The following is a 12,625-nucleotide window of genomic DNA, read 5'->3' on the forward strand; positions in this document are numbered from 1 at the left end:
GGCCCCCGTACGGTCATCAGATGATCATGAAGCGTCGACTCGGCCGAGCGGGTCGACCCCCTGCGCGACGATCACAGGACTACTACGTCCGGAGACACGGGACAAGACCTGAACGGTCCATTACACAGTGTGGCGATGATCCGACCGTACGTTGGGCGGGTGGAGCAGAGCACCCGTACCCAGCCGCCAGGGCCCAGACGTCGTCCGCGCAGCGGCGCGGCCGGGGCCTCCGTCCCCGGTCCCGGCCGGGCTCCCGAAGGAGCCCCCGCCGCCCCCGCCACCCGGCTGCGGCCGGTGGCCGGCCAGCCCGCCGCCCGCCCGGCCACCCCCCGGCTGCGGCTGCGGCTGCGGCTGCGCGGGCGCGGCGACGCCGCGCTGTACGGGCGGCGGCGGACCGGGCGGCCGACCAGGCTGACGGCGGTCGGCACCGGTGTGGTCGCGGTGCTGGCCACGCTCGCCGTCGCGGGCCTGGACCGGCTGCTGTTCGACGGCCTCGGCTGGCTGTTCGGCCTCGGCTACCTGGTGGTCTGCTTCCAGCTGGCCGTCCGGGTGCGCTACGCCGACCTGCTGGCCGCGCCGATCAGCGGGCCGATCGCCTTCGCGGCCGCGCTGCTGCTGCTCGCGCCCGTCAACTCCTCGGGCGTCACCGCCCAGGTGGTGGCGCTGGCGACCGGGCTGGCGCTGCGGGCCGGCTGGCTGTTCTCCGGCACCGGGCTGGCCGCGCTGATCGTGCTGGCCCGCTTCGTCGCCCAGCGCCGGATCCACCGCGCGCGGTAGCGGGCGCTCAGCCCGCCGCCCGGGCCGCCGCCATGGCGGCCCCGACGATGCCCGCGTCGTTGCGCAGCTCGGCGGGCACCACCCGCGCCCCGCGCTCGCGCAGCAGCGGCAGGAACTTCTGGTGCTTGCGGCTCACCCCGCCGCCGATCACGATCAGCTGCGGCGAGAACAGCATCTCCACCACGTCCAGGTACTCGTCGACCCGCCCGGCCCACTGCTCCCAGTCCAGCCCGTGCCGCTCCTTGGCGGCCGAGGAGGCCCGGCGCTCGGCGTCCTTGCCGCGCAGCTCCAGGTGGCCGAGTTCGGTGTTGGGCACCAGTACGCCGTCCACGAAGAGCGCGCTGCCGATGCCGGTGCCGAAGGTGAGCACCAGGACGACGCCGCGCTCGCCCCGCCCGGCGCCGTGCGCGGTCTCGGCGATCCCGGCCGCGTCGGCGTCGTTGAGGACGGTCGCGGGCAGGTCCAGCGCCTCGCGGAACAGACCCGCGGCGTCCAGGCCGATCCAGCCCTTGTCCACGTTGGCCGCGGTCCGGGTGCAGCCGCCGACGACCACGCCGGGGAAGGTCAGCCCGACCGGGCCCTGGTGGTCGAAGTGCCGCACCACCTCGCGGACGGCCTCGACGACGGCCTCGGGTGCGGACGGCTGCGGGGTGAACACCTTGTACCGCTCCTCGGCGAGCACGCCCCGGGCGAGGTCGACCGGGGCGCCCTTGATCCCCGAACCGCCGATGTCCACGCCGAATACCGCCGTCATCACGACCACCCTCCGCGCCGGGGGCTGCCGCCCCGTCCGTCCACAGCCTGTGCACAAAACTACGAGAGGGCGCACCGGCCCGCACAGCGGAAATGCGGGCGGAACGACGGAGGACCCGGCGCCCCGCGGGGGCACCGGGTCCTCGGCGACGGGCTACAGCTTGCCGGCGGCCTCGGCGCGCAGGTCGCGGCGCAGCTCCTTGGGCAGCGAGAAGGTCAGGTGCTCCTCGGCGGTCTTGACCGTCTCGACGGTGTCGTAGCCGCGCTCGGCCAGCCACGCCAGCACGCCGTCGACCAGGATCTCCGGCACCGAGGCGCCGCTGGTCAGGCCGACCGTGGTGACGCCCTCCAGCCACTCCTCCCGGATCTCCTCGGCGAAGTCCACCAGATGGGCGGCCTTGGCGCCGTACTCCAGGCCGACCTCGACCAGGCGGACGGAGTTGGAGGAGTTCTTGGAGCCGACCACGATCAGCAGGTCGGTCTCCTCGGCCAGCTGCTTGACGGCGACCTGGCGGTTCTGGGTCGCGTAGCAGATGTCGTCGCTGGGCGGGCTGACCAGCGCCGGGAAGCGCTTCTTCAGCTCGCCGACGGTGGCCATGGTCTCGTCCACGGACAGCGTGGTCTGGGACAGCCAGACGACCTTGGACTCGTCCCGGACCTTCACCTGCGCGACGTCCTCGGCGCCGTCCACCAGGTGGATGCGGTCCGGGGCCTCGCCCATGGTGCCGATGACCTCCTCGTGGCCCTCGTGGCCGACCAGCAGGATGTCGAAGCCCTCGTCGGCGAAGCGCACGGCCTCCTTGTGCACCTTGGTGACCAGCGGGCAGGTGGCGTCGACGGTGGCGAGCTTGCCGGCCTTCGCCTCGTCGTGGACGGACGGGGCGACGCCGTGCGCGGAGAAGACGACGATCGAGCCGGCCGGCACCTCCTCGGTCTCGTCGACGAAGATCGCGCCCTGCTTCTCCAGGGTCTGCACCACGTACTTGTTGTGGACGATCTGCTTGCGGACGTAGATCGGGGCCCCGTACTGCTCCAGGGCCTTCTCGACGGCGATCACGGCGCGGTCGACGCCCGCGCAGTAGCCCCGGGGGGCGGCGAGCAGGACACGGCGCTGCGCGGAATTCGACATGGCTCCATCGTACGGGCGGTGGCGGGCCCCGCCGGTCGCGGCGCCGGGCGGTACCGACTGGCGGAACTTCCCGGGCGGAACCGGTCATCGGTGATCGAATCTGGTGTCCATGAGCGCTGTGAACGAGCAGCCGGGCCCGAGCGGCCTGCGCCGCAGCCTGGGCGTGCGCGACCTGATGGTCTACGGGCTGCTGTTCATCGCCCCGATGGCCCCGGTCGGCGTGTTCGGTGTGCTGGACGCCCGGAGCCACGGCGCCGTCGCCGCGGTCTACCTGGCCGCCACGGTGGCGATGGGCTTCACCGCCTCCTCGTACGCGCAGATGGTGCGCGCGGTGCCGCAGGCCGGCTCGGTGTTCGCCTACGCGCGGGCCGGGCTCGGCGAGGGGGCGGGCTTCCTCGCCGGGTGGATGGCGCTGCTCGACTACCTGCTGATCCCCGCGGTGGCGTACCTGTTCGCCGGGATCGCGCTGCACTCGCTGGTGCCGGACGTGTCGCGCTGGGTGTGGACGGCGCTCGCGGTGGTCGTCACCACGGCGCTCAACCTGGTCGGGGTGCGCACCGCGGCGGCGGTCGGCTTCGCGGTGCTGGCGCTGGAGATCGCGGTGCTGCTGGTGTTCACGGCCGCCGCCGCGGTGGCGCTGGCCCAGGGCGGCGCGCAGCGCGGCTGGGACACCCCGTTCACCGCGGTCGGCGACTTCTCGCTCACCGCGGTGATCTCGGCGGTGTCCGTCGCGGTGCTCTCCTACCTGGGCTTCGACGCGATCGCCACCTTCGTCGAGGAGGCGGTCGGCGCCTCGGCGGCGGTGGCGAGGGCGGTGCTGTGGTGCCTGGCGCTGGCCGGGGTGCTGTTCGTCGCGCAGACCTACCTGGCCGCACTGCTGGAGCCGACCACCCCGCAGCGGCTGGCCGCCGATCCCGCCGCCCAGGGCTCGGCCTTCTACGACACGGTGGAGAGCGGGATCGGGCACTGGCTGCACGTCCTGGTGGCGGCGAGCAAGGCGATCGGTGCGGCCTTCGCGGCGCTGGCCGGGCAGGCGGCGGCCGGGCGGCTGGTCTTCGCGATGGGCCGGGACGGACGGCTGCCGCGGGCGCTCGGCACGGTCGACCCGGCCAGCGCGGTGCCGCGCCGGGCGGTGCTGACGGCCGCGGTGATCACCATGGCGGCGGCGGTCTGGGCCGCCAACCGGGACGACGGGCTGGACCGGCTCACCTCGGTGGTGAACGTCGGCGCACTGGCCGCCTTCGCGCTGCTGCACGCCTCGGTGGTCGGCTGGTACACCGTGCGGCACGGCTCCCGGGACCGGCTGCGGCACCTGGTCGTACCGGTGCTGGGCATCGCGGTGATCGGCGCGGTCGTGTACGAGGCCTCGACCACGGCGCAGCTGGTCGGGCTGGCCTGGCTGGCGGTCGGGCTGGTGGTGCTCGGCGTCCAGGGGACGGGGCCGGTCGGCGGGCGCCGCTGAGGCGCGGGCGCCCCGGCGCCGTCCGCGCGCGGGCGTCCCACCGGTGTCGGCGGGCGCCGCTAGCCTCGTACGCATGGCCAACTCCAGCTCCCCCGAAGCCCCGCTCCCGGTCGGCAAGGTCTCCGCGCTGATCGGCGGCTGGATCGACCGGCTCGGCGCGGTGTGGGTCGAGGGGCAGATCACCCAGCTCAGCCGCCGGCCCGGGGCGGGCGTGGTGTTCCTGACCCTGCGCGACCCGCAGGCGGACGTGTCGCTCACGGTGACCTGCTTCCGCTCGGTGTTCGACCAGGTCGCGGACGTGGTGCAGGAGGGCGCTCGGGTCGTCGTGCACGCCAAGCCGGAGTGGTACGCGGCGCGCGGGCAGCTGTCGCTGCGGGCCTCGGAGATCCGGCCGGTGGGCCTGGGCGAGCTGCTGGCCCGGCTGGAGCAGCTGAAGCGGCGGCTCGCCGCGGAGGGGCTGTTCGCGGAGGCGCGCAAGCAGCGGCTGCCGTTCCTGCCGCAGTGCGTCGGGCTGGTCACCGGGCGGGGCTCGGCGGCCGAGCGGGACGTGCTGGAGAACGCCCGGCGGCGCTGGCCGGCCGTCCGGTTCGAGGTGCGCAACGTGCCGGTGCAGGGCGTGAGCGCGGTGGAGCGGGTGTGCGCGGCCGTCCGGGAGCTGGACGAGCACCCCGAGGTGGACGTGATCATCGTGGCGCGGGGCGGCGGCAGCGTCGAGGACCTGCTGCCGTTCTCGGACGAGGGGCTGGTGCGGCTGGTCTCGGCGGCCCGGACGCCGGTGGTCAGCGCGATCGGGCACGAGCCGGACCAGCCGCTGCTGGACTTCGTCGCCGACCTGCGGGCTTCGACCCCGACCGACGCCGCCAAACGGGTGGTCCCGGACGTCGGCGAGGAACTGGCCAAGGTCCGCCAGCTGCGCGACCGGGCCCGCCGGCACGTGCAGGCCCGGGTCGATCGCGAGCAGCACGGGCTGGACGGGCTGCGCAGCCGCCCCTCGATGGCCGCCCCGCACCGGATGCTGGACGGGCGCCACCAGGAGGTCGAGGGCCTGCTGGAGCGGGCCCGGCGCACCCTTCGGCACCGGCTGGACCACGCGCAGAGCGACCTCGGGCACACCCTGGCCCGGGTGGTCGCGCTCTCCCCGGCGGCCACCCTGGAGCGCGGCTACGCGGTGCTGCAGCGGGCGGACGGCTCGGTGGTGACGGACCCGGCGCAGGTCGCGGCCGGGGAGGCGCTGCACGCCCGGGTGGCGGGCGGCGGCTTCGACGTGGCCGTGTCCGCGGACCGGACCGGGGCGGCGGCGGCGGAGTAGCGGGTCGGACCTCGATCATGCGGCGGAGGCCAGCGCCGCGGGCCGTTCGGGTGCACCCGGTTTCCCCGGCGCGGGGACCCGCCGCGGTCGGCGCGCGAGCCGTGGCTGTCGGCGCCAGCCCCTACGCTGGCACGCATGGCAGAGCAGCAGGAGCAGCAGGACGCGGCGGCGCCGACCCCGGACGACGCGCTGGGCTACGAGCACGCCCGGGACGCGCTGTTGGACGTCGTCCGGCAGCTGGAGAACGGCGGGACGTCCCTTGAGGAGTCGCTGGCTCTGTGGGAGCGTGGCGAGCAGCTGGCGAAGGTCTGCCAGCGCTGGCTGGACGGCGCCCGGGCCCGACTGGACGCCGCACTGGCCGCCGAGGAGGGCGGGGAACCGGGCGGGGAGTGACGCGCGTCACACTCGCTTGGGGAATCGTTGAATCTTCACCTATGTTGGACGGAGTGATCGGCCGCGCCGGTCCACCCGATGACCACTCCTCCCGCATGAGGTGCACAAGCATGACCACCGACGCCCTGGTTCTCGACGCCGCCGCTCAGGACCTGCTGTTCCGCGAGGCCCACACCGCGAACACCTTCACCGACGAGCCGGTCTCCGAGGAGCAGGTCCAGGCGATCTACAACCTGATCAAGTTCGGCCCGACCGCCTTCAACCAGTCGCCGCTGCGCATCGTCCTGGTCCGCTCGGCCGAGGGCCGCGCGCGCCTCGTCCAGCACATGTCGGACGGCAACAAGGCCAAGACCGAGGCCGCCCCGCTGGTCGCCATCCTCGCCGCGGACAACGAGTTCCACGAGGAGCTGCCGACCCTGTTCCCGCACTTCCCGCAGGCCAAGGACGTCTTCTTCTCGGAGCGCGCCGTCCGTGAGCGCGCCGCCTCGCTGAACGCCTCGCTGCAGTCGGCCTACTTCATCATCGGCATCCGCGCCGCCGGCCTGGCCGCCGGCCCGATGACCGGCTTCGACGCCGAGGGCATCAACAAGGAGTTCTTCGGCGACGGCGAGCACTCGGTGCTGACCGTGGTCAACATCGGCAAGCCGGCCGAGGACGCCTTCTACCCGCGCTCCCCGCGCCTGGCCTACGACGAGGTCGTCACCACCGTCTGACGCACCCCGCGCACACGCGAAAGGGCCCGCACCGGTTCGTCCGGGTGCGGGCCCTTCGGCGTGCCGGGGGGCCGGGGCCTACTTGAGCGCCTGCGCCAGCTCGGCCAGCTCCTCGTAGGAGGCGGTACCGGTGAGCACCGTCGTCCCGGCGCCGTCGTGCACGGCCAGCGCGCGGGCCTTCTCGCCCTGCACCCGGTCCCAGGTGCGGCCGGCCACCTGCGAGGTGCCGTCCGGCTCGCCGCCCGCGACCTTGTCGGCCAGCAGCGCGTCGCGCGGGACGTCGCTCTGCTCGACCGCCGCGTACTGGCCGGAGGGCGTCACGAAGCCCAGGTGCCAGGCATTGCCCTTGCCGTTGCTGATCGCGGCCGGCTGGTAGCTGACGGAGGTGGCGCGCCACTTGTCGGGCAGCCCCTCCGGGGACAGCAGCTGGTACGGCGCGGCCCGCTTCGCCGAGGCCGCCTCCACCCGGTACTGGACCGGGTGGACCGGGTCCTTGCCCGCGTCGTGCGGCAGGAACAGGTACCCGACCCCGACGACGAAACCGACCGCCAGCATCGACAGGACCATGTCCCGTACGCTCTGCCGACCCCTCATGCCCTTGCTCTCTCCAGCCACCCCCACATGGTGACCCATCCACACACCGGCGCCGTCACCAGGGGGTCCACGTCCGGGTGAAGGGGGACGAAACGGCCGATTCCGCGCCGTGATGGCGACCCGCGCCACAGACAGTCATCTCGTGGGCAGATACGATCGCAGGACCCTCACCACGGCGTTCGACCAGGCAGTAGTCGGGCGCTCACTGGCCGTCGCGTACAGAGAGGTAACGACGATGACCACGCAGTACCCGCACCACCTTCCCAGCGCCCTGGAGGTCGCGCCGGAGGCTCCGGACCGCAACCTCGCACTCGAACTCGTCCGCGTCACCGAGGCGGCCGCGATGGCCGCCGGCCGGTGGGTCGGCCGCGGCGACAAGAACGGCGCGGACGGCGCCGCCGTGAAGGCGATGCGCACGCTCGTCTCGACCGTCTCGATGAACGGCGTGGTCGTCATCGGCGAGGGCGAGAAGGACGAGGCGCCCATGCTCTACAACGGCGAGCGGGTCGGCGACGGCACCGGCGCCGAGTGCGATGTCGCGGTGGACCCGGTGGACGGCACCACGCTGACCGCCAAGGGCATGAACAACGCGGTGGCCGTCCTGGCCGTCGCCGACCGCGGCACCATGTTCGACCCCAGCGCCGTGTTCTACATGGACAAGCTGGTCGCCGGCCCGGAGGCCGCCGAGTTCGTCGACATCACCGCCCCGGCGGCCGTCAACATCCGCCGGGTCGCCAAGGCCAAGGGCAGCGCCGTCGAGGACGTCACCGTCGTCGTCCTGGACCGCCCGCGCCACGACGGCCTGGTCCGGGAGATCCGCGAGGCGGGCGCCCGGATCAAGTTCATCTCGGACGGCGACGTGGCGGGCGCCATCATGGCCGCCCGCGAGGGCACCGGCGTCGACCTGCTGATGGGCGTCGGCGGCACCCCCGAGGGCATCATCGCCGCCTGCGCGATGAAGTGCATGGGCGGCGTGATCCAGGGCCGGCTGTGGCCCAAGGACGACGCCGAGCGGCAGAAGGCCATCGACGCCGGCCACGACCTCGACCGGGTGCTCACCACCGACGACCTGGTCAGCGGCGAGAACGTGTTCTTCGTCGCCACCGGCATCACCGACGGCGAGCTGCTGCGCGGCGTGCACTACCGCTCCGAGACGGCCACCACCAGCTCGCTGGTGATGCGCTCCAAGAGCGGCACGATCCGCGAGATCCACTCCACCCACAAGCTGTCGAAGCTGCGGGCCTACAGCGCGATCGACTTCGACCGCGCCAACTGAGGCCCGCGGGCCCGACAAGGCCCGGGTGGAGCACAGGTCACGGCCCCGGCGGGATTCCCATCCGCCGGGGCCGCGGCACGTCCGCCGCCGGGGCCGGGTCTCGGGCCCGGCCTCACCCGGCTATCCGGCTGCGCGCGGCCGCCGACACCCGGGCCGCCTCCCGCAGCTCCGCGTCCCGGCGCCGGCGCCGGGCGAGCACCACCCGGCGCTCGGCGGCCGTCAGCCCGCCCCACACGCCGTACGGCTCCGGCTGGACCAGCGCGTGCTCGCGGCACTCCAGCAGCACCGGGCAGCGGGCACAGACCCGCTTGGCCTGCTCCTCCCGCGCCAGCCGGGCCGCCGTGGGCTCCTTCGACGGCGCGAAGAACAGCCCCGCCTCGTCCCGGCGGCACGCCGCACCGGTGTGCCAGGGGTTGTCCTCGCCCGCCCCGGCACCGGTGGGCGCGCCCGCCGCACCGCCCGGGGACGGCGACTGCGGCCGGACCTCCCGGGGGCGCTCCAGCAGCCGCGCGGCGGTGACTGGCGAGGTGGTGCGGGACTCGATCGGATGCAGCACGGCCGTACTCCTGACGAGGCTCTCGGACACGGGGGCACGCTCCCCTGCCCGGCTGCGAGCCCCCGCTGTCCAACCCTCGGGTCGGCCGCCGGGCCGCCTCCGGTGCGCAGCCGTACGAGAAGCGATGTGCGGAAGGAACTACCCCGCCCGGCCCCGATTCATGCACCCTGCACGCAATCGGCTACGGAGTGCACCCGCAACAACGCCGAATGCCCGACCGGGAGTTGACCCCGGCCGGGCACTGTTTCCAGCCAACGTGAGCTATTCCTGGCCGAGTTGCTTGCGCACCCACTCGGTGATCTTCTTGCCGCGGCGCGGCTTGGCCTCGCAACCGCCGAACACCGCAACGCCCTTGACCCGGACCACCGGCGCGTACGGGTCCGCCGCCGTCTGCTCCTTGACGTCGAACCCGCCGAAGATGCCGACCCCGCCGCCGTGCAGGCTGACGTTCTCCGGCACCCGGATGTCGACCCCGCCGAACAGCGCCGTCACCTCGATCTCCACTTCGGGGGACTCGAACACCGCGTCGGTGAGGTCGATCTCCACCCCACCGAACGCCGCGACCGCCCGCAGGTGCGAACCCACCCGCCAACGGCCCTTGCGGGAGGCACCGCCGAAGATCGCCACCATCGACGGCGCCTCGTGGCGCGCGGGCGGCAGCCGGGGCCCCGAGCGGGGCGCCGCCGGGGCGGCCTGCGGGGGCTTCTCGAAGGAGAGCGGCCGGTGGGCGGGCAGGTCCCGGGTGAGCGGCACCAACTCGCCGAAGGTCTTGGCGCGGTACGCGGCCTCGATCCGCTCCGCGTGCTCCTCCGCGTCCAGCCGGCCCTCGGCGTAGGCGTCCCGCAGCAGTTCGGCGACCCGCTCGCGGTCGGCGTCCGAGACCCGCAGGTCCGCCTCCGCCACCGGGGCGGGCGGGACAGGCGGGTGCACCGGCGGCCGCGCCGGCTGGGCCTTCGGCTCCGGCTGCGGCGCGGCTTTGGTCAGCGGCACGGGAGCCGGCACCGGCGGCTGCCCCGGATCGTCCTGCGGCGGCGAGTTGTCCACGGGCCAAGCCTAGTCGCTCGCACTCCCGCCCAAGTGAGCCCGGTCACGCGGGCAGCCCCCTCCGCACCGCCGCTCCGGGCGGGTCCTACCCTGGATGGTGCTTCGCCGACGCAGCCGGATCACTGGAAACCTAAGGACCGCCCCCATGGCTCCCACGCCAGACTTCGAGTACAGCGACCTGCTCCCCCTGGGCGCTGACCCGACCCCGTACCGCAAGCTCACCTCCGAAGGCGTCTCCACCTTCGAGGCCGGCGGCCGCACCTTCCTCCAGGTCGAGCCCGAGGCGCTGCGCCTGCTCACCGCCGAGGCGATGCACGACATCTCGCACTACCTGCGCCCCGCCCACCTCGCCCAGCTGCGCCGCATCCTGGACGACCCGGAGGCCAGCCCCAACGACCGCTTCGTCGCGCTCGACCTGCTGAAGAACGTCAACATCTCGGCCGGCGGCATCCTCCCGATGTGCCAGGACACTGGCACCGCGATCGTCATGGGCAAGCGCGGCCAGAACGTGCTCACCCAGGGCGGCGACGAGTCCGCGATCGCCCGCGGCGTGTACGACGCGTACACCAAGCTCAACCTGCGCTACTCCCAGATGGCCCCGGTGACCATGTGGGACGAGAAGAACACCGGCAACAACCTGCCGGCGCAGATCGAGCTGTACGCCACCGACGGCGACGCCTACAAGTTCCTGTTCATGGCCAAGGGCGGCGGCTCCGCCAACAAGTCGTACCTGTACCAGGAGACCAAGGCCATCCTGAACGAGGCGAGCATGCTCTCGTTCCTGGAGCAGAAGATCCGCTCCCTCGGCACGGCCGCCTGCCCGCCGTACCACCTGGCCATCGTGATCGGCGGCACCAGCGCCGAGTACGCGCTCAAGACCGCCAAGTACGCCTCCGCGCACTACCTGGACAACCTGCCGACCTCGGGCAACGCCAAGACCGGCCACGGCTTCCGCGACCTGGAGCTGGAGGCCAAGGTCACCGAGCTGACCCAGAAGATCGGCATCGGCGCCCAGTTCGGCGGCAAGTACTTCTGCCACGACGTCCGCGTCGTCCGGCTGCCGCGCCACGGCGCCTCGCTGCCGGTCGCCATGGCCGTCTCCTGCTCCGCCGACCGCCAGGCGCTCGGCAAGATCACCGCCGAGGGCGTGTTCCTGGAGCAGCTGGAGACCGACCCGGCGAAGTACCTGCCGGACACCACCGACGAGCACCTCGACGACGACGTGGTGCGGGTCGACCTCAACCAGCCGATGTCCGCGATCCGCGCCGAGCTGTCCAAGTACCCGGTCAAGACCCGGCTCTCGCTCACCGGCACCCTGGTCGTCGCCCGCGACATCGCCCACGCCAAGATCAAGGAGCGCCTGGACGCCGGCGAGGGCATGCCCAAGTACCTCCAGGACCACCCGGTCTACTACGCCGGCCCGGCCAAGACCCCCGAGGGCTACGCCTCCGGCTCCTTCGGCCCCACCACGGCCGGCCGGATGGACTCCTACGTCGACCAGTTCCAGGCCGCCGGCGGCTCCATGGTCATGCTCGCCAAGGGCAACCGCAGCAAGCAGGTCACCGACGCCTGCGCCGCCCACGGCGGCTTCTACCTCGGCTCCATCGGCGGCCCGGCCGCCCGGCTCGCCCAGGACTGCATCAAGAAGGTCGAGGTGCTGGAGTACGCCGAGCTCGGCATGGAGGCCGTCTGGCGCATCGAGGTCGAGGACTTCCCGGCTTTCATCGTCGTCGACGACAAGGGCAACGACTTCTTCCGCGAGACCACCGAGGGCCCGCTGATCACCAACCTGCGCGTCCGCTCCAAGGAGTAGCCCGCGCCGGGGAACACTCCCGCGCGCCCCTTCACCGCCCCGACCGCCCTCGCGATCGGGGCGGTTCTGCGTCTCCCGGGTTTCGCGCATGGGTAATGTAGATGATGTAGGTGGATTGCCCACATCGCCCATGGAGGTGCCTGATGAGCATGACCAACGTCGATGTCGATGACGCCGTTCTGGCGGAGGCCATGAGGCTGATGGGGACGACGACGAAGAAGGACACCATCAACAACGCCCTTACCGACTACGTCAGCCGCCTGAAGAGGCTGGAAGCCCTGGAGAAGCTGTCCCGCCGAGCCGCCGCCGGTGAGTTCGAGCCGACGATGCGGGTGTACGAGGCTCGCAAGCGGGCGCAGCGCGAGGCCGCCGAATGATCGACGGCTTCCTGATCGACACCTCGGCCTACGTGCGGCTGGTGTCGGACCGAGAGCTTCGTTCGCAGTGGCGGGGGTACATCGAGTCCGGCCTGATCAGGATCAGCAAGTCGACCCGGACCGAGATCCTCTTCTCTGCCAGGAACTCGGCCCACCGGGACGACCTGGAGGACGAGCTGGCGGCGCTGTTCGGCCCGGCAGTCAGCGCCCCGAAGTCGATCTGGGACTGGATCGACACCGCTCAGTACAAACTCACCCAGAAGGGCCAGCACCGTGCGGCCGGTCTGGCCGACCTGCTGCTGGCCGGCACCGCCGTCCAGTACGACATGACCGTGCTGCACCTCGACGACGACTTCGCCGCCGTGGCCCGAGTGATCAGCGAGTTCCGGGAGCGAGACATCCGCCGGTCGGCCGCCGACTGACCTCCCG

The 12,625-nt window shown here is 73.0% G+C and carries 14 protein-coding genes; 9 read left to right on the plus strand and 5 right to left on the minus strand.

What is annotated here, in order from left to right; all coding sequences use genetic code 11:
• Window positions 1-159 precede the first annotated feature (159 nt).
• Window positions 160-777, plus strand: a complete 618-nt coding sequence (locus ACPC54_RS14325; protein WP_498964786.1) for a DUF6542 domain-containing protein — start codon at window positions 160-162, stop codon at window positions 775-777.
• A gap of 7 nt (window positions 778-784) precedes the next feature.
• On the opposite strand, the gene ppgK is transcribed toward ACPC54_RS14325, so the two are convergent.
• Window positions 785-1,531 (minus strand): polyphosphate--glucose phosphotransferase, encoded by a 747-nt coding sequence (gene ppgK / locus ACPC54_RS14330; protein ID WP_498964788.1) that lies wholly within the window; start codon window positions 1,529-1,531, stop codon window positions 785-787.
• Window positions 1,532-1,684: 153 nt separating this feature from the next.
• Entirely contained in the window at window positions 1,685-2,659 is a 975-nt protein-coding gene (locus tag ACPC54_RS14335; protein WP_498964790.1) for a 4-hydroxy-3-methylbut-2-enyl diphosphate reductase, read from the minus strand.
• 109 nt (window positions 2,660-2,768) lie between these two features.
• Between ACPC54_RS14335 and ACPC54_RS14340 the strand changes: the two genes are divergently transcribed.
• From ACPC54_RS14340 to ACPC54_RS14355, 4 genes are all read left to right on the plus strand, one after another.
• A complete protein-coding gene (locus tag ACPC54_RS14340) occupies window positions 2,769-4,121 on the plus strand; it encodes an APC family permease (protein ID WP_498964792.1) in 1,353 nt (450 codons plus the stop codon).
• Window positions 4,122-4,194: 73 nt separating this feature from the next.
• Window positions 4,195-5,430, plus strand: coding sequence for an exodeoxyribonuclease VII large subunit (gene xseA, locus ACPC54_RS14345; RefSeq protein WP_498964794.1), 1,236 nt, complete (start codon window positions 4,195-4,197; stop codon window positions 5,428-5,430).
• Window positions 5,431-5,565: 135 nt separating this feature from the next.
• Complete coding sequence (locus ACPC54_RS14350; RefSeq protein WP_498964796.1) at window positions 5,566-5,823, plus strand: exodeoxyribonuclease VII small subunit; 258 nt, start codon at window positions 5,566-5,568, stop codon at window positions 5,821-5,823.
• Window positions 5,824-5,933: 110 nt separating this feature from the next.
• Complete coding sequence (locus ACPC54_RS14355; protein WP_498964798.1) at window positions 5,934-6,536, plus strand: malonic semialdehyde reductase; 603 nt, start codon at window positions 5,934-5,936, stop codon at window positions 6,534-6,536.
• A 78-nt stretch (window positions 6,537-6,614) separates the two neighbouring features.
• Here ACPC54_RS14355 and ACPC54_RS14360 read toward each other — a convergent pair whose 3' ends face one another.
• Window positions 6,615-7,151, minus strand: coding sequence for a DUF4245 domain-containing protein (locus ACPC54_RS14360; protein WP_498964800.1), 537 nt, complete (start codon window positions 7,149-7,151; stop codon window positions 6,615-6,617).
• A 214-nt stretch (window positions 7,152-7,365) separates the two neighbouring features.
• On the opposite strand from ACPC54_RS14360, the gene glpX reads away from it, so the two are divergent.
• On the plus strand, window positions 7,366-8,406 hold the full coding sequence (glpX, locus tag ACPC54_RS14365) for a class II fructose-bisphosphatase (RefSeq protein ID WP_045697680.1): 1,041 nt from the start codon (window positions 7,366-7,368) through the stop codon (window positions 8,404-8,406).
• Window positions 8,407-8,518: 112 nt separating this feature from the next.
• On the opposite strand, the gene ACPC54_RS14370 is transcribed toward glpX, so the two are convergent.
• A complete protein-coding gene (locus ACPC54_RS14370) occupies window positions 8,519-8,911 on the minus strand; it encodes a WhiB family transcriptional regulator (protein WP_498964947.1) in 393 nt (130 codons plus the stop codon).
• 312 nt (window positions 8,912-9,223) lie between these two features.
• Complete coding sequence (locus tag ACPC54_RS14375; protein WP_498964802.1) at window positions 9,224-10,006, minus strand: DUF1707 SHOCT-like domain-containing protein; 783 nt, start codon at window positions 10,004-10,006, stop codon at window positions 9,224-9,226.
• A gap of 145 nt (window positions 10,007-10,151) precedes the next feature.
• Here ACPC54_RS14375 and ACPC54_RS14380 point away from each other — a divergent pair, with 145 nt between their 5' ends.
• The 3 genes from ACPC54_RS14380 to ACPC54_RS14390 all read left to right on the plus strand — a co-directional run bounded on the left by ACPC54_RS14380 (window position 10,152) and on the right by ACPC54_RS14390 (window position 12,618).
• Window positions 10,152-11,819, plus strand: a complete 1,668-nt coding sequence (locus ACPC54_RS14380) for a fumarate hydratase (RefSeq protein ID WP_498964804.1) — start codon at window positions 10,152-10,154, stop codon at window positions 11,817-11,819.
• Window positions 11,820-11,962: 143 nt separating this feature from the next.
• On the plus strand, window positions 11,963-12,196 hold the full coding sequence (locus ACPC54_RS14385; RefSeq protein ID WP_498964806.1) for a type II toxin-antitoxin system VapB family antitoxin: 234 nt from the start codon (window positions 11,963-11,965) through the stop codon (window positions 12,194-12,196).
• The gene (locus ACPC54_RS14390) at window positions 12,193-12,618 is read left to right on the plus strand and encodes a PIN domain-containing protein (RefSeq protein ID WP_498964808.1); all 426 of its coding nucleotides are present in this window, start codon (window positions 12,193-12,195) and stop codon (window positions 12,616-12,618) included. Before ACPC54_RS14385 ends, ACPC54_RS14390 begins: the two co-directional genes overlap by 4 nt.
• Window positions 12,619-12,625 lie beyond the last annotated feature (7 nt).

Source organism: Kitasatospora sp. NPDC094028 (assembly GCF_049543595.1).
Classification (GTDB): Bacteria; Actinomycetota; Actinomycetes; order Streptomycetales; family Streptomycetaceae; genus Kitasatospora.

Bases quoted from the DNA above. Each gene is read 5' to 3' on its own strand.
- ppgK (WP_498964788.1), bottom strand. From the start codon at position 1,531: ATGACGGCGGTATTCGGCGTGGACATCGGCGGTTCGGGGATCAAGGGC.
- ACPC54_RS14335 (WP_498964790.1), bottom strand. From the start codon at position 2,659: ATGTCGAATTCCGCGCAGCGCCGTGTCCTGCTCGCCGCCCCCCGGGGC.
- ACPC54_RS14340 (WP_498964792.1), top strand. From the start codon at position 2,769: ATGAGCGCTGTGAACGAGCAGCCGGGCCCGAGCGGCCTGCGCCGCAGC.
- xseA (WP_498964794.1), top strand. From the start codon at position 4,195: ATGGCCAACTCCAGCTCCCCCGAAGCCCCGCTCCCGGTCGGCAAGGTC.
- ACPC54_RS14350 (WP_498964796.1), top strand. From the start codon at position 5,566: ATGGCAGAGCAGCAGGAGCAGCAGGACGCGGCGGCGCCGACCCCGGAC.
- ACPC54_RS14355 (WP_498964798.1), top strand. From the start codon at position 5,934: ATGACCACCGACGCCCTGGTTCTCGACGCCGCCGCTCAGGACCTGCTG.
- glpX (WP_045697680.1), top strand. From the start codon at position 7,366: ATGACCACGCAGTACCCGCACCACCTTCCCAGCGCCCTGGAGGTCGCG.
- ACPC54_RS14380 (WP_498964804.1), top strand. From the start codon at position 10,152: ATGGCTCCCACGCCAGACTTCGAGTACAGCGACCTGCTCCCCCTGGGC.
- ACPC54_RS14385 (WP_498964806.1), top strand. From the start codon at position 11,963: ATGAGCATGACCAACGTCGATGTCGATGACGCCGTTCTGGCGGAGGCC.
- ACPC54_RS14390 (WP_498964808.1), top strand. From the start codon at position 12,193: ATGATCGACGGCTTCCTGATCGACACCTCGGCCTACGTGCGGCTGGTG.